This is a genomic window from Planktothricoides raciborskii GIHE-MW2, assembly GCF_040564635.1.
GTDB classification, from domain to species: domain Bacteria; phylum Cyanobacteriota; class Cyanobacteriia; order Cyanobacteriales; family Laspinemataceae; genus Planktothricoides; species Planktothricoides raciborskii.
Genome location: NZ_CP159837.1, coordinates 4,370,556 through 4,386,622 on the forward strand (window position 1 = coordinate 4,370,556; position 16,067 = coordinate 4,386,622).

Below are 16,067 nucleotides of genomic sequence, written 5' to 3' on the forward strand. Positions count from 1 at the left end.
ATTTGTTGTTTGTTGTTTGTTATTTGTTGTTCGTTATTCGTTATCGATGGTCAAGCAAACAACTAACAACTAACAACAAACAACTAACAACTAACAACTAACAACTAACAACCAACAACCAACAACCAACAACCAACAACCAACAACAAACAACAAATAACTAACGTTGCCAACTGCGAGGATCCAATGCATCCCGTAGTCCATCTCCGAGCAAATTAAATGAAAGTACCGTGAGAATAATCAGCAAGGCTGGAGGCCAGACTAACCAAGGTTGCAGCACCAAAATCGAAGCATTAGTGGCTAAAGACAACATATTGCCCCAGGACGGATCCGGTTGCTGGATGCCCAACCCAATCAAACTCAATACTGATTCGGCGATAATAAATCCGGGGACGGCCAGGGTAGCAGAAATAATCACATAAGTCGCCGTTTGGGGCAGGACGTGACGAATAATAATGTAGAACGGTTGCGCCCCCATTGTCAGGGCAGCTTGAACATAATCTTGTTGTTTAATAGAAAGAACTTGTCCACGAATCACCCGCGCTAGTCCAGCCCAACTAATAAAAGAAGTAATCACCACAATTAATAAGAATCGCTGGGTGCTACTGATGCCTGGGGGTAAGACAGCAGCTAATGCTACGAGCAAATAAATGCTAGGAATGGTCATCATTACTTCTAATAAGCGCATGATGATCGTATCGGCGATGCCCCCAAAATAGCCAGAAATACCGCCAACAATCATGCCCAGGGGAAAAGAAATCGCAATGCCGACTAGACCAATAAATAAGCTAATTTTCGCCCCATGAATTAAGCGACTGAATTGGTCGCGGGCTTGATCGTCGGTTCCCAAGAGGTTAATTGTGCCTTCTCCTGTGGTGCCAAATAAATGTAAATTAGCGGGAATCAATCCGAATATGTTATAGGTTGATCCTTTGACAAACAAACGAATCGGTGAGGGTTGGTCTTTGTTTTCAATTAGTTCGCGATCGCCTGTTTCCAAGTCAATTGCCCCCTGAGTGGTGGGATAAACATGAGGACCGATCCAATTCCCGGATTCAGTTTTCCAATATATTTTGGTTGGCGGTAACAATGACCCATTCGCCTGTTGAAAATAGGGATCGTAAGGAGCCACAAAATCAGCAGCGATCGCGGCTAGGTAAAAAACCAGCAATAACACCGCACCTAATTGAGCTAAAGGATTTTTTTTCAGTTTTTTCCACCAATTCATACCATCCCTCCTGGAAATTTACCAAAACATCGCATTTTTAGGATAGAAACCGGGTTTCTTTAAAAAATCTCTGTAATCCCACCAAAATTGTCATAGAAACCCGGTTTCTAGCTGATTATTTTATATGTTAATTTATTTTGCCATAAATTATTGCAGTTCTTCTTGCAAAATTTCTTGATAAATATCGGGCAAATATCGACTCATAGAATTAGTTTCAATGCCATAACCTAAACTCGTCCAAGTCCCGGAAAGCAACCATAAAACTTCATCGATTTTCCCGTCCCGCAAGAGTTGAGGAATATCGACTCCCCAAGCCTCTGGGTCACTTAACCAACCATAAATCACCCTATCTTGATATTCCGGTTCAAAACTATAGGATTCCCAAAACAAAAATTTGTGCTGATTCGGGTGATAGCGTTCGGCCATTTCTTCCCAAGTAGTAGTAATAAATTGATAACGTCCCGCAGCAGTTGAGCAATTGCCATAATTTGGGCCAACGGAAATTCGTTCGCAAATATCGGGATGGCGATCGAGTTTTTTGACATATTTTCCCCCATAAATCACCCAATAGGGTCGAGATACATTAGATTCACTAGCGGAAATTGTCCGCATTAAAGCGCGAATATAGGGGTCGCCACCGCGCATAACTAAAGGGGCTTGATAACCCCTTTCGGATAACTCTAAGTTGGCTGATTTTCTGCTTTGGCAATGTTGCAGAAGTAATACCAAACTAATGGCGGCAGTGGCAGCAACAATCCGGTTGAATAATTTTGGTTGGGCTAATTTTGATGATGAAGTCACTAATCAAATATCTCTAAGTATTTGTTGTTTGTTGTTTGTTGTTTGTTGTTTGTTGTTTGTTGTTTGTTGTTTGTTGTTTGTTGTTGGGTAGGGATTCTTTTGTTATTTGTTGTTGGGTAGGGATTCTTTGGGTAGGGATTCTTTGGTTGGAGAAAGGGGAACAGTTCTCAGGGAACGGGGAAAGTCGTAGGGGCTTTCTGGCCATTCGCCCGTACAAAAGTCGTAGGGGCGAATGGCCATATAGCCTGACGGCATGGGCTTCGCAAGGACGCCCGTACAAAAGAAATATCACTATTAACTATTCACTATTAACTATTCACTCTTCACTCTTCACTCTTCACTCTCTCCTCTGTTCCCTGTTCCCTGTTCCCTGTTTGTTGGTTGTTGGTTGTTATTAGTTATTTGCGATGCCTCATTGAGAGTAAATTTATCATAACCAATAACAAACAACAAACAACAAACAACAAACAACAAACAACAAACAACAAACAACGAATTAACGAACATTGGCAAATAATTCCCTAAAAGTTTTAGCCGGTGCGTCAGGTTTGGCGATAATTTCCACAACTTTATTGTGTGATGTGGGTTCGGAGAGGGCAGCGACGCAAACTTGGGCGACCTTGGTGCGGGGAAGACTGCCTTCAAACAGGGTGTCCGCATTGGACATAATCAGGAGATCGCTACTTTCATCGTTTCTTAGACCCCCCGGACGGACTATAGTATATTTCAGCCCGCTTTTTTGCAGATATTCTTCTGCCCTTTTCTTCCAGACCAAAATCAACCAAAACAGGTTGAGTGGATGGAATAGCTGAGAGACACAAAGCGATGAGACGAAAACAAAATGCTCGATTCCTTGGCTTTTGGCCACATCGACTAGGTTTTTGGTGCCTTCGTAGTCCACTTGATAGGGACCGAAAGGATCCAAACTGGGTCGGGCGCCGGTGGCACAAAGTAAGACGGTGCAATCTGCGATCGCCTCACGAATGGTTTCTGGCTTCAGGACATCTCCGACGACCAATTCCGCCTCTGGGGGCAGAACTGCTTGACCCAGTTCCCGGTTACGCACTAAAGCTCGGACGGGAATCTGTTGGTTTAAGAGTTCTTTGACAATTCTGCGTCCGGTTTCCCCGGTTGCTCCGGCTACAAATGCTTTCATGTGTTGACGATCAACCAATATCTTTGGAACTATATTTTATTAATAGCTATTAATAGCCGGTTTTGCACAGAATTGAGCCGTGGAGGATGAACCAAACCGCCGTGAATCCCTCGCCGAATCTCAGTTAACGGATTATTTTCAGGAAAAGCGGGTGATGCAACCACTGACGCATGAGCCAATTATGACTGCAATGCCAACTCCGACAAATGCCGATGGAATCGACGCATCCGTAACGAATGAACCGACTTGGTTTCAAACCCACTTTATTGGCTGTATGGAAATGTTCGCTGATGCCAAAACTGCCGCTGAATATTTTGACGCTCACCAAGGATGGTTTATCCGTTGTGCTCATCCGATGAAAGCCAAACCAATTGGCGCAAATGGTTATGCTTTAACCATTGGCAAGTTTGGCTCTTTTGGTTATCAGGTGGAACCCAAAATTGGCCTGCATTTGTTGCCCCAAGATGAGGGGGTTTATCGAATTGAAACGATCCCCGTACCCAACTATACGCCCCCTGGGTATGAAGTGGACTTTAAAGCGGTACAAACCTTGGTAGAAATTCCGTTTGAGCCTTCAGAAGAATTAGCGGCAGATGGTTCAACTCTGCCAAGTAAAATGACTCGTGTGGAGTGGCAGTTAGACCTCAAAGTTGGCGTCTGCTTTCCCCAATTTATTAAAAAATTACCGGAAGCGGTGATTCAAAAAACCGGCGATCGCATTTTGGCTCAAATCGTTAAACTGGTTTCTAATCGTCTCACTTACAAAGTCCAGGAAGATTTTCACACCAGTCAAGGAGAAGCCACCCTGAAACTCTTTAAAAAACATTGGCAACAAACCAAAGGTCGTGGGGTTTGCGAACAAGTTAACCCCCCACTCTAAAACCGCACAAAAAAGCCACAAAACCCACAAAACCCAAAAAAAAAAGGAGGCGATCTTGCGCGATCGCCTCCTTTTTTTGGCTTTTTTACCCTCGTTCCCAGGCTCCAGCCTGGGAACGAGACCATCGTAGGGGCGAGAAAATTTCCGGTAAATCTTGCCCCAGATCCTTAACTTGGGAGGATCAATCCAGAATTAGGCAGAAAAATATTACAGACTGCTGACAATTTTCTGGACAATTTGGACCCCGCTAAAGGCTTGCCAAGCAAATAGCAGCACCAAAATCATATTCAAGCCCACATGGAGCGATCGCGCCCAGTCAGCACCTTTCTGCATAAAAGGCGCCAAAGCAGCGGAAGTCGCAATCATGGCAGTCATACCCAAACCGACCAACAAATGCGGCCCCACAAACAACTTGCCATTATTCACATAAGTAGCAGCCATCCCGCCAATGGTGCCGAGCACCATCAGCGCCAACAGGATCGAACCCACTTGATAGTGTTTCGTATTGTATTTACCTTTAATCAGTTCTTTTTTCTCTTCCCCCGTCGCTTGTCTGGTTTTCTTGGCTTTTATCCCCAGAACCAGAGCGTAGATCGTCAGGGCAAAAATCACCCACATCAGAACTGGATGTAAGAAAGGCAGCACATAAGTTTGCAGTGGTTCGGGAAGAACTTCAATTCGCATGGTAATTCTCTATTAATTAGCCGATAGTTAGCCGATAATTAGCCGATAGTTAGGCGAAAATCTTCATAAAACTTATCATAAATTTAGGATCCACGGATCAAATTCATTGTTTAACTTTAATCTAGAGGTAATAAAAAGCCAGACTAACCCAGCGGAAGCGATCGCAACCAGGATGAGTTTTTCCCGTTGCTGAACATAGCCCTTTAGCTTTGCTAACGGCTTTTCTAGCGCAGCAACTCAGACCACTGGTTCAAACCCATAACCAATGGGTTACTCTGATCAACATTGCCCAATTGTTTTAGGTGACAAGAGGCTCCCGTATGCCCTCTCAGCAAGATATTTTATTACTACAGGCAGTCCGAAGTGGCCAAATCACTCCAATTTCAGCATTAATTGCCCAAGGTGCTGATGTGAACACCACGGATCCAGAAGGTACAACGGCTTTAATGTTTGCCGCGTCTCAAGGCTACACAGAAATCGTGCGAATCTTGGTTGATGCTGGTGCCAAAGTCAATGCTCGAAGAAAAAAATATGGCGTCACTGCTCTGATGTTGGCTTGTGCTAACTACCAGCTAGATGTTGTGAAATTTTTACTATCGAGAGGTGCGAATGTTAATGATGGAAATGATGATGGCAGCACCGCATTAATGGCGGCGGCCATGAAAGGCAAAGCCGTCCTAGTGCATATGCTACTGGATGCCGGGGCTGACCCCAATGTCTCCGATCAAGATGGGGATACTGCCCTGAAAATTGCCTTAAACCTAAGCTTTGCCGATGTGGTAGAGATTTTACTCCATGCCAAAGCCCAACTCCAGGAAGCCGACGCCATAGCCGCCTTCCTGACCGCTGTCACCAAAGCGGATTTGGCCATGATTCAAACCCTGCTGTCATATAAGCCAGAGTTGGTCAATTGCCACAACGAAGACAGTGAACCCCCATTGTTGTTAGCGGTTGAGCATCAAAAAACCTCCATTGTCAAAGCGTTATTAAATGCCGGTGCCAATGTCAATGCCCCAGACTTAGAAGGGGAAACCCCATTAATGGCAGCAGCGGCTAGTGGCAATGTGGAATTGGTGCATATTTTATTAGATGCTGGCGCCCAGATTAATGCCAAAGACAAGGATGATGAAACCGCTTTAAATCTGGCGGTTGTGGAAGGATATCTGGATGTGGTGCAGGTACTGCTCGATCGCGGTGCCGACTTTCAGCAGCGCAACCGACTCGGCGATACGCCGCTGTTAGTTGCCGCATTGCAAGGACATCAGGATATTGTGGCCTTGCTGCTACAAAGAGGAGCCGATATTAATGTGAAAAACTTTAATGAAACTCCCCTGACCCTGGCAGCAACATTCGGCCATCTCAAGACCGTGAAAGTGTTGCTCGATGCCGGGGCATCGCCCAATACCACCGTGTCCGAAGGGAAAACCCCATTAATGAGAGCCGCTGACAGAAATCATATTGCCGTGATGCAGGCGTTAATCGAAGCTGGTGCCAATCTCAACCAGCAAGATGATGCCGGGGCGACCGCCTTAATTTGGGCGGCGTCTCGGGGTCGTGAAGAGGCGGTCAAAGTGCTGATTTCCGCAGGGGCAGACTTGAATTTAAAGAACCAAGGAGGTTATACCGCATTAGCGATCGCTGAATTCAACCGCTATAGAAAAATATTGCGTACCCTTCAACAAGCAGGAGCGCAAGAGTAGTCAATCTGGAATCACCACAAAGACCCAGACAACACACAACAGATTATCTTTATTTTTCTTTATGTCTCTTTATTTCTCTTTGTGTCCTGCCTTTGTGGTGTTTTTGTTGACAAATAGATCGCCAAATTCACAGATGCTAAATTCTTATGCAAAAATCATTTGATTTTCAAATCCTCAATCAAATTAGAGGTTTTTTTTGTGTTTATATTGTTTTTCATAATTTCACAATTAATTTATATCATCTAGACATCGTGCCGTTCCCGGTCAAGCTGATCGCCTCATTGGGGCAAGAAGTGGTGATTGGTTTTTTTTTAATGAGTGGATTTTTAATATTTTTTTCTTTGGCAAAAAAATATGCTTCTTTTAAAGAATTTTTAATCAAAAGATTTCAGCGAATTTACATTCCTTTCATTTTTTCACTGCTCGTTTCCGGTTTTATCGGCTATTTTACCGGCAGTTTATCTAAGCTTTTTACCTGGCAACATTTGATAGGAAATTTACTTTTATTGCAAGATTTCGGCAGTGTTAAACCGGGAACTTGGTTTTACCCATTTTTGGGCAACTTGCCTTTATGGTCACTTTCTTATCAATGGTGGTTTTATCTGTTAGTTTACCCATTGTATCGGTTATTGCCTAAAAATGAAAAGCGAATTTATTGGGTGTTGCTGATTTCCGTATCTGCTTATGTAATTTATTCAATACATCCGAATCAAATATGTTTAATCTTGACTTATTTTATCTTAGAATGGTTGGGGGTTGAGTTAGGATTTATTTATTTAAAACATCAGAAAATAACCCTGCATCATACTCGAAACTGTTTAATCGCGATCGCCGTGATGGTCATCGTCACCGGACTGCCAATTTTTAGCTGGTCAACCATTAAATTGGGTCATTATCCTTTTTTGATTTTTCGGCATTTTTTGATAGGGTTAATTTTCTTGTTAATCAGTATGGGGGCATTTAAAATCAACTGGCAATGGTTTTTTAAGCCCCTGCTGAGTATCTTTAACCAAGTCTACCCCATTTCTTATGGCTTATATGTTTTACATTATCCGCTCTTGGTGCAGTGGGGACTGAGAAATTTTCACGACCAGGGTCGAATGCCTTGGCCAGATTTATGCCTGAGCTTCCTGACCTTGATTGTTTTATCCTATCTCGCAGAAATTCAACTGCCGAAATTGATTAATTGGTTGGGGGAAAAATTAGCTTATAAGGCAAATTGATGGGACAGAATAAAATTGGTCAAGGTCAATGAAAGCGTTAAATCAAATCCTTCATATGATTTATGACTTTGCTGAAGATTGATTGCGACTGTTTTTGCTGCACCAATTTCTCTAAATCATTAATCGAGGGAAATTGCGCGGGATGTAAGTAGGGGCCTGAACCCAGGGCTTTGGCTAAGGCATTATTATTTTCTCGTAAGCCTTCATAGAAAAATAAGACTTCTCCAGAGACACCACAGTATCGATTAAAGGCAATGGCTTCGATTAAGTCTGATTCGGAAATGCGATAGTTGCCGATTTTAATTAAAATTCCCGGCGACAACCTCGGCAAATGTGCCGATTTATATTCTAATTTGGTGATATAGCTGATGGTGCGTTTATAGCTGGCTAAATCTCGGCGATAAACTTGGGGATGAATCAGATCGACTAAGTTACGATTTAACCAAGTTTTCGAGTCTTGTAAATATTCATCTAAACACCATTTATAGATATTCGGGGATAAAGAAACAATCAGATTAGGGTTGACTTGTTTAAGATTTTGGTAAAGCCTGGATAAAAAGTTGGTTAAAATATCCGCTCTCCATTGGATCCAACGAGCATCGTAAGGATTTTCTGGGGGGTCACAGTCGAAGACTTGGCGATAGGCTTGAATGGTGTTTTGATCGTAGCCTCCTGCACTGGGGAGGGCTGGCATTCTATCATCTCCTTGGATGCCATCAATGGGATAATTCTTGGCCACCTCTAAAACTAATGAACTGAGGAAATGTTGCACTTCGATGTCAAAGGCATTCATCCATTCAAAGCCATTTTTGCTCAAGAGATTTCCGTCGCGATCGCGGGCTGCCCAGTGAGGTTTTGCTTGCAAGATTTTGCCGCCTTTTTGCCGATAGGAACAAGCAAAGCCATATTCAAACCAAGGAATCACTGCTAATCCTACTTTTTTGGCGGCTTCGCACAGTTCCCCCAGGGGGTCACGATCTTGAAATTTTGGTAAGATTTTGTAGCCGAAAGCTTCCTGCATTATTTGGGAAGGATAGAGGGTGTATCCTTGGTTCCAAACCACGGGAAATACCACATTAAATCCAGTTTCCGCGAGGAATTCCATTGCTTCGGTGATTTTATCTTTAGAGGTGAGAACTTGGCTGTCGGTATTCGTTAGCCAAATGCCGCGTATTTCCATTGTTTGATTCGCTCCTATTTTGGTGAAACTGACCGCCGATCCGCAGGTGGAAATTTGATGAGCCTCTGTCTGCTAAGATAACAAGATTTATCCCCTTGTCCGCAATTGCCCAGCTTAGGAACCGCCCGACTGGATCCCAGCGTTACCATAACTGATATTTAAGCGGAGATATAACCAGCCAACCATCGATTCGGGGCGATCGCTCACAATCGCCAAATCGGTCGAGTTGCAATAGCATTAATTTAAGAAAATGTCAACAATTTTTAAATATTTGTATCGAGGGCTGGATGAAATTGATCAAATTGGGGTCAATTTTCATGCCTTTGATCGGCGAGATCGCCCCATTGTTGAGTCGGGCGATCGCTCGATTACATTCCCATCCACAGCAACGGGGAAGTTCAAGCCGGTTGCCTATGATTTAATCGTCATCCTCGCCGCCAAATTATAGCTAAATTAGAGCCAAATTAGAGCCAAATTATAATTAAAAGCAAAAGATGAGAGGCATTACCGCCACAACTATGCTAATCTAGGCAACATAAATTGAAAGTTGAAGTTATCAGGAATTTCATCAATCTTTACAGAAATTCGACCCTAAAAGCCTGATAAAAGCCTGAATCGATGGCCGAAAAATTTCTGCAAAGATTGTTGGATCCAGAAATGTTGCCATAGGGATCTTAGGGTCTTAGGCAAATTCCTGAATTGCCGTTCATAGAGGTTGCTCAACTCTGCCCCTGGTCAATCGAAACCGAAAACACAACCGTACCATTGACCCACTTGATCCAACACGATCCATCATTGATCGTTTAGCAAATTTTTAGCGCCGGATAATTTGCCTAAATTTTTGCCCTCGACAATATCCAAATCCGTCTTTTTAAGGGATTTCGCCGTGATTGCACAAACATCTACTCAACCAACTCCTCAGCAGGAATCGATCGTCAACGAGTCAGACCTGGAATCACTTAGTCGCCAGATGCTGGTGATTTTAGATTTTGGCTCTCAATATTCCGAGTTAATTGCCCGACGAATTCGGGAAACACAGGTGTATTCGGAAGTTTTATCCTACCGAACTACGGTTTCACAAATCAAACAACTAAATCCTCAAGGGATTATTCTGTCTGGCGGGCCAAATTCCGTTTACGATGCCAACGCCCCTCAGTGCGATCCAGGGATTTGGGACTTGGAGATTCCTATTCTGGGAGTCTGCTACGGGATGCAGTTGATGGTTCAACAATTAGGGGGCATCGTGGAACGGGCAGACAGAGGTGAGTATGGTAAAGCCTCTTTGTTAATTGACGATCCTACGGATTTGCTCACCAATGTGGAAGATGGGGCAACGATGTGGATGAGTCATGCGGACTCCGTGAAGCAACTGCCCGAAGGATTTGAGGTTTTAGCTCATACAGAAAATACCCCTTGTGCGGCGATCGCCCATCACGAAAAACAACTCTACGGGGTTCAATTCCATCCTGAAGTGGTGCATTCTATTGGCGGTCAAGCCTTGATCCGCAACTTTGTCTATCATATTTGTGAATGCGAACCCACCTGGACAATGGCCGCATTTGTGGAGCAAGCGACTCGGGAAATTCGCGCCAAAGTCGGAGACAAGCGGGTTTTATTGGCCTTGTCTGGAGGGGTTGATTCCAGTACCTTGGCCTTTTTGCTGCATAAGGCGATCGGCGATCAGCTAACTTGTATGTTTATTGACCAAGGGTTTATGCGGAAGAATGAACCAGAACGGTTGGTCAAATTGTTTCAGGAACAATTTCATATTCCCGTGGTTCACGTCAAAGCCCGCGATCGCTTCTTAGTCAAAATTGCCGGAATCACCGATCCCGAAGAAAAACGCAAGCGCATTGGCCATGAGTTTATCCGCGTCTTTGAAGAAGAATCCAAACGCCTTGGCCCCTTTGACTATCTGGCCCAAGGAACCCTCTATCCCGATGTGATTGAATCTGCCGATACCAATGTTGACCCCAAAACCGGCGAACGAGTGGCGGTAAAAATTAAAAGCCACCATAATGTCGGCGGTTTACCCAAAGATTTGCGCTTCAAGCTGATTGAACCCTTACGCAAACTATTTAAAGATGAAGTGCGGAAAGTGGGCAAATCCATCGGTTTACCGGAAGAAATTATCAACCGTCATCCTTTCCCCGGCCCAGGATTGGCCATTCGGATCCTCGGTGAAGTCACCGAAGAACGACTGGAAATTCTCCGGGATGCGGATCACATTGTCCGACAAGAAATTAACCGACAAGGAATGTACAGCAAATTTTGGCAAGCCTTCGCGGTTTTGCTGCCGATCCGCAGTGTGGGTGTGATGGGAGATCAGCGCACTTATGCTTATCCCATTGTGCTGCGCTTTGTTTCCAGTGAAGATGGCATGACCGCTGACTGGTCTCGCGTTCCTTATGATTTCTTGGAAACTATTTCTAACCGAATTGTCAATGAAGTTCCAGGGGTCAACCGGGTGGTTTATGACATCACCTCTAAGCCACCGGGAACGATTGAATGGGAATAATTCTTGATTAGTGACTCAGCCAACGGGTTGCGGGCGATCGCCTCAATTCATCTCCATTGAGGCGATGAGTATTAACCCTTAATCATCTCCATGATTTTGGTGCATGATTTTGGTGCATGATTTTGGTGCATGATTTTGGTGCCGATTTTGGTGCATGATTTCGGCGATCGCTCTTTCCTGGTTTGTCGGTTTTGCTCTTTTGTGGAAAACTCAAAAAAATCTGTGGAAAATTCATCCCGTCTGTGGAAAACTTCGAGCGGCAACAGCCGCTCATCCCCATTCATTTCTCACCGGCAAAATGACCAGCAACCTATTAACCAGTGACTTCTAGGTGAAATCAAGTGCCTTGTTTTCAATGGTGCGATCGCTCAAATTAGTCAAGACTTACCCCAAACATTTCTAATCAGGGCGAGCGAGCGATTCCCTCTATGAGGAGCTTGTTTAGCATATGGTTCATTACCAAAATTTTGGCCTTAATTCTCAGCAAAATTATCAGAAAAAAACGTTCCATGAAAAATTCTTACAACCAAAGTTTCTCCTTATTAGTAGCCGGAATGATTACCGGATTATTAATTCTGCTTAGTTTGAGTTCTTTTGTAATTATTGACCCCGGTGAAGCGGGAGTGATCAGAATTTTAGGCAAAGCCCAAGATGGGGCGTTACTAGAAGGAATTCACCTCAAACCGCCGTTTATTTCCACCGTCGATATTTATGATGTCACCGTGCAAAAATTTGAAGTTCCTGCCCAAAGTTCTACCAAAGACCTGCAAGAACTGACCGCCAGATTTGCCATCAACTTCCGGCTCGATCCAGACAAAGTAGTGACGATTAGAAGAACTCAGGGGACTTTAGAAAATATTGTCGCCAAAATTATTGCTCCCCAAACCCAGGAATCTTTTAAAATTGCCGCAGCTTTGCGGACTGCCGAAGAATCGATTACCCAACGCAGCCAACTGAAACAAGATTTTGATAATGCCTTAGAAGCACGGTTAGATAAATATGGGATTATTGTCCTGGATACCAGTGTGGTTGATTTAAATTTTTCCAAAGACTTTGCTCGCGCTGTTGAAGAAAAACAAATTGCCGAGCAACAAGCTCAACGAGCGGTGTATATTGCTCAAGAGGCGGAACAAGAAGCCCAAGCAGAAATTAATCGCGCCAAAGGAAAAGCTGAGGCGCAAAAACTATTAGCTGAAACCCTGAAAGCCCAAGGGGGTCAATTGGTACTCCAGAAAGAAGCGATCCAAGCGTGGCGGGAAGGGGGCGCTCAAATGCCGAAAGTTTTGATTATGGGAGATAAATCCAGCAGTGTGCCATTTATCTTTAATCTCAACGATCTGGAAAATTAAGGTTATTTGTTGTTTGTTGTTTGTTATTTGTTGGTGGGAGGGAATATAGCAATTTTCGGAGTTATGAAGTACAAAAAAACCTGTCCCGAACAGCCGATGGCGGCCTAAGCGCGCTTCGCGCAGGCTTCGCGCCTTCGCGGGGGTAAAGGCGGGAATCTTTGAAAACCTCTGTACTTCATCCAATAAAAACCGCACTAACGAATAACAAATAACAAAAATCGCGCTACCGACTGGTAGCGCGATGGCCAAAAAAACCGTCACTCAGCCCGGTACTCCTGGACTTATGCTTCCCCTTCTACTTGTTCTCTATACTCACTCGCAGTTAAGGCATCTTGCAATTCATCTTCATTCGTAATCCGAACTTTGAGTAACCAACCTTCTCCATAAGGATCTTCACTAAAAATCTCCGGCCCATCAATCACTGCTTGGTTGCGAGAAATCACCGTCCCAGATATGGGGGCATACATCTCTTCTACCGCTTTCACCGACTCAATGCTGCCAAAGCTTTCACCTTTTTTTATGGCATCACCATCTTCCGGCAACTCGACAAACACAATGTCACCGAGTTGGTCAATGGCATAGGCACTGATGCCAATGGTGGCAATTTCGCCATCGAGTCGGACATATTCATGGGTGTCTAGGTATTTCAGGTCTTCTGGGTATTCCAAAGCCATGTTTTTTTCCTCTGTATAATGATTAATTGGGGATTAATTGGGGATTAGTTTTTTGTGCGATCGCATCTAGAACCAGATCCAGATCGACAAAGACTATCTCAACACAGAATTTACCCAAAAGTTGGGTGAATGGGCTGAGATGTTCGCCGGTGACTTAGCGGTTATGTTGCTACATCATCCTGGATGGTTTTCCTTTGTCGTCATCTCAAAACAATTGCCAAGATATCCCCGTAAAGATTATTGCCTAAACAATTAAATCTAAGTTGCCCAGAGATGAACAAAAAAAAATTACGCCAGTTGCTGATCGGCGACTTTTCCTGGCAACGGTTAGTGCGTTCCATCATCTTTGTTTATGTGGCCATTGGGTTTTGGGGTTATTTTTTCTCAAATTCCCTGATTTTTCAACCTCAACCCGCGACTTATTCTGACACTTCGGAAATCCTCAAACTCAAATCGGCCAACGGGGAGTTGATTTCAGCAGTATATTTACCCAACGATGAAGCCAAATATACGATCCTCTACAGCCACGGCAATGCGGAAGACTTGGGGGATATCCTGCCAGTGCTCCAAGAAATTCAAGCAATGGGATTTGCCGTGTTTTCTTATGACTATCAAGGATATGGTACTTCGGGGGGTCAGCCCACCGTAGCGAAGAGTTATCAAGATATTGATGCGGCCTATCATTATTTGACGCAGACTTTAGGCATTTCCCCCAATCAAATTATTATCTACGGTCGTTCCGTGGGGGGCGGGCCTTCGGTGGATCTGGCCGCCCGTCAGCCCGTAGCTGGTTTGATTTTAGAGAGCGCTTTTGTCAGTGCTTTCCGGGCTTTAACTCAAGTCCCCCTTTATCCCTTTGATAAGTTTGAAAATTTGGCCAAAATGAAACAAGTGAATTGCCCCGTTTTGGTGATGCACGGTAGGGAAGACGAGGTGGTGCGCTTTTGGCACGGACAGGCATTGTTTGCCGCTGCCAAAGAACCCAAGCTTTCTTTATGGGTCGAAGGGGCTGGCCATAATGAGGTGATGTGGGTAGCAGGCGATCGCTATTCTGCCGCTTTGCGAGACTTTGTAGAATTACTGCCCTAATGGGAAGCAGGGGTGCAGAGGAGCGGAGGGGCGGAGGGGCGGAGGGGATGAGGGGATGAGGGCGTAGCCCTTCGGCAGGCTCAGGGTAAGAGGTGTAGGGAAAAGTGAAAAGTGAATAGTGAATAGTGAATAGTGAATAGTGAATAGTGATACTTCTTTTGTACGGGCGAATGGCCAGAAAGCCCCTACGACTTTTCACTTGTACGGGCGAATGGCCAGAAAGCCCCTACGACTTTTCACTTGTACGGGCGTCCTTGCGAAGCATAATCCGTCAGGCTATATGGCCAGAAAGCCCCTACGACTTTTCACTTCTCCCCCCGATGGCGGCCGATGGCGGCCGATGGCGGCCCCACACCCTTTCTTTCCCCGGCTCCCCCGCACCATCCGCTCCCCACACCCCCGTTCTACGGCGACGCTGGCTTTTCTGGAGCCGAAGGTGGCGCGGGTAGATTTCCGGGAGGAGTTGCGGGAGGAGTTGCGGGAGGAGTTGCGGGAGGAGTTGCGGATGGAGTTGCGGGAGGGGCTGCGGGAACGGGCGGTTGAGCCGCTAATTGTTTAATTTGATCGCGATATTGTGCGGGAGACAAGTCTCCGGCAACTTTAAACAGTTGGCTGGCTTGATCGGTTTTACCTTGGCGTTTCAGGACGAGGGCTTTGCCCAGGATCGGGCGAAAATCTTTTTGATCCACTTTCATGGCTTCATCGTAAACCGCGATCGCCTCAGCGTAGCGTTCTTCCTGGGCGTAAACCTGACCCAAGATCACTTGCACGGAAACCACATCGATGGTGTTCGGAGAAATCTGATTTGCTTGAGGAGCGGTTTTCAAGGTTTCTTGTAACAATCCGATCGCCGCCTCTGGACGATTTTCGGCAATCAACAATTTCACCATGCCATCCAGAGCATTGGCATTACCCGGTTGAGCGGTGAGGATTTGACGATAAACTTGGGCGGCTGCCTCGCGATCGCCGGTTTGTTCCTTGGCTTGAGCCAATAACACCGCATAATTGGTTTGCTCTGGTTTCAGACGGACTAATTTTTCTAAGACATCAATCGATCCCGGTAAATCTTGCAATTGAAGTTTAACTTCCAATAGTCCTTGCAGGGCGGTTTCATTATCAGGCTCTCGCTGCAAAACCAGTTCATATCCTCGTGCCTGTGCTTCTAATTCTTCTCGTGGCAAAGTATTAACAGTTTGAGTTTGAGCAGGTTTTGTCTGATTGGCGGTCGGATCCGAACCAATCAGCCCTTGGATAAAGGGAGCTATTCCTAGCCCAAGAAAAGAGATTAATCCAATGCTCATTACGAGCACCGTTACCCAGCGATTGCGATTTTCTGACACGGAATTACATTGAACTCTATTAGTATTATCCTGACATATTATCCTGACATTCTTGCCTGTTAACTGCAAGGGCGATCGCCCCAAGCCAAAATTGAATCATTCATCGCCCCTAGGTAGCCGCCAATTCGCCCAATCATTCCATCTCATCCCTTGCCGAATTGAACCAAGCCGTCGGTTAGATATTTTCATCTAATGGGATCGGCTGAATTTTTTTAAAGTTAAAAACCTTCAAGCTTTCTGATTAA

At 44.8% G+C, this 16,067-nt stretch carries 16 protein-coding genes; 8 read left to right on the forward strand and 8 right to left on the reverse strand.

The window, feature by feature from the left end; translation table 11 throughout:
• Positions 1-160: 160 nt before the first annotated feature.
• From ABWT76_RS18740 to ABWT76_RS18755, 4 genes are all read right to left on the reverse strand, one after another.
• Positions 161-1,228 carry an ABC transporter permease gene (locus ABWT76_RS18740; protein WP_054466395.1) on the reverse strand — a complete coding sequence of 356 codons (1,068 nt, stop codon included), beginning with the start codon at positions 1,226-1,228 and terminating at the stop codon, positions 161-163.
• Positions 1,229-1,375: 147 nt separating this feature from the next.
• The gene (locus ABWT76_RS18745; RefSeq protein ID WP_354634779.1) at positions 1,376-2,029 is read right to left on the reverse strand and encodes a glycoside hydrolase family protein; all 654 of its coding nucleotides are present in this window, start codon (positions 2,027-2,029) and stop codon (positions 1,376-1,378) included.
• Between the two features lie 102 nt (positions 2,030-2,131).
• A complete protein-coding gene (locus ABWT76_RS18750; protein ID WP_354634780.1) occupies positions 2,132-2,284 on the reverse strand; it encodes a hypothetical protein in 153 nt (50 codons plus the stop codon).
• Positions 2,285-2,525: 241 nt separating this feature from the next.
• A complete protein-coding gene (locus ABWT76_RS18755; protein ID WP_354634781.1) occupies positions 2,526-3,185 on the reverse strand; it encodes an SDR family oxidoreductase in 660 nt (219 codons plus the stop codon).
• A gap of 79 nt (positions 3,186-3,264) precedes the next feature.
• Here ABWT76_RS18755 and ABWT76_RS18760 point away from each other — a divergent pair, with 79 nt between their 5' ends.
• Positions 3,265-4,065, forward strand: a complete 801-nt coding sequence (locus ABWT76_RS18760; RefSeq protein ID WP_354634782.1) for a DUF1997 domain-containing protein — start codon at positions 3,265-3,267, stop codon at positions 4,063-4,065.
• Positions 4,066-4,272: 207 nt separating this feature from the next.
• Here the strand turns inward: ABWT76_RS18760 and ABWT76_RS18765 are convergent, their stop codons facing one another.
• On the reverse strand, positions 4,273-4,749 hold the full coding sequence (locus ABWT76_RS18765) for a DUF4079 domain-containing protein (RefSeq protein WP_054466392.1): 477 nt from the start codon (positions 4,747-4,749) through the stop codon (positions 4,273-4,275).
• Between the two features lie 320 nt (positions 4,750-5,069).
• On the opposite strand from ABWT76_RS18765, the gene ABWT76_RS18770 reads away from it, so the two are divergent.
• Positions 5,070-6,449, forward strand: a complete 1,380-nt coding sequence (locus tag ABWT76_RS18770; protein WP_054466391.1) for an ankyrin repeat domain-containing protein — start codon at positions 5,070-5,072, stop codon at positions 6,447-6,449.
• 146 nt (positions 6,450-6,595) lie between these two features.
• Complete coding sequence (locus ABWT76_RS18775) at positions 6,596-7,672, forward strand: acyltransferase (RefSeq protein ID WP_054466390.1); 1,077 nt, start codon at positions 6,596-6,598, stop codon at positions 7,670-7,672.
• 37 nt (positions 7,673-7,709) lie between these two features.
• Here the strand turns inward: ABWT76_RS18775 and ABWT76_RS18780 are convergent, their stop codons facing one another.
• A complete protein-coding gene (locus tag ABWT76_RS18780) occupies positions 7,710-8,852 on the reverse strand; it encodes a glycoside hydrolase family 10 protein (protein WP_190877980.1) in 1,143 nt (380 codons plus the stop codon).
• A 250-nt stretch (positions 8,853-9,102) separates the two neighbouring features.
• Between ABWT76_RS18780 and ABWT76_RS18785 the strand changes: the two genes are divergently transcribed.
• The 4 genes from ABWT76_RS18785 to ABWT76_RS18800 all read left to right on the forward strand — a co-directional run bounded on the left by ABWT76_RS18785 (position 9,103) and on the right by ABWT76_RS18800 (position 12,719).
• Complete coding sequence (locus tag ABWT76_RS18785) at positions 9,103-9,300, forward strand: hypothetical protein (protein WP_190877982.1); 198 nt, start codon at positions 9,103-9,105, stop codon at positions 9,298-9,300.
• A gap of 438 nt (positions 9,301-9,738) precedes the next feature.
• Positions 9,739-11,370 carry a glutamine-hydrolyzing GMP synthase gene (gene guaA, locus ABWT76_RS18790; RefSeq protein WP_369817717.1) on the forward strand — a complete coding sequence of 544 codons (1,632 nt, stop codon included), beginning with the start codon at positions 9,739-9,741 and terminating at the stop codon, positions 11,368-11,370.
• A 154-nt stretch (positions 11,371-11,524) separates the two neighbouring features.
• Complete coding sequence (locus tag ABWT76_RS18795) at positions 11,525-11,701, forward strand: hypothetical protein (RefSeq protein ID WP_354634783.1); 177 nt, start codon at positions 11,525-11,527, stop codon at positions 11,699-11,701.
• Positions 11,702-11,879: 178 nt separating this feature from the next.
• Positions 11,880-12,719, forward strand: coding sequence for a prohibitin family protein (locus tag ABWT76_RS18800; RefSeq protein WP_054466436.1), 840 nt, complete (start codon positions 11,880-11,882; stop codon positions 12,717-12,719).
• 281 nt (positions 12,720-13,000) lie between these two features.
• Here ABWT76_RS18800 and gcvH read toward each other — a convergent pair whose 3' ends face one another.
• Positions 13,001-13,393 (reverse strand): glycine cleavage system protein GcvH, encoded by a 393-nt coding sequence (gcvH, locus tag ABWT76_RS18805; RefSeq protein WP_054466386.1) that lies wholly within the window; start codon positions 13,391-13,393, stop codon positions 13,001-13,003.
• A gap of 273 nt (positions 13,394-13,666) precedes the next feature.
• Here gcvH and ABWT76_RS18810 point away from each other — a divergent pair, with 273 nt between their 5' ends.
• Positions 13,667-14,482: an alpha/beta hydrolase gene (locus tag ABWT76_RS18810; protein ID WP_054466385.1), complete on the forward strand. Its 816-nt coding sequence runs from the start codon at positions 13,667-13,669 to the stop codon at positions 14,480-14,482.
• Positions 14,483-14,886: 404 nt separating this feature from the next.
• Here ABWT76_RS18810 and ABWT76_RS18815 read toward each other — a convergent pair whose 3' ends face one another.
• The gene (locus ABWT76_RS18815; RefSeq protein ID WP_072160752.1) at positions 14,887-15,783 is read right to left on the reverse strand and encodes a lipopolysaccharide assembly protein LapB; all 897 of its coding nucleotides are present in this window, start codon (positions 15,781-15,783) and stop codon (positions 14,887-14,889) included.
• Positions 15,784-16,067: the final 284 nt, after the last annotated feature.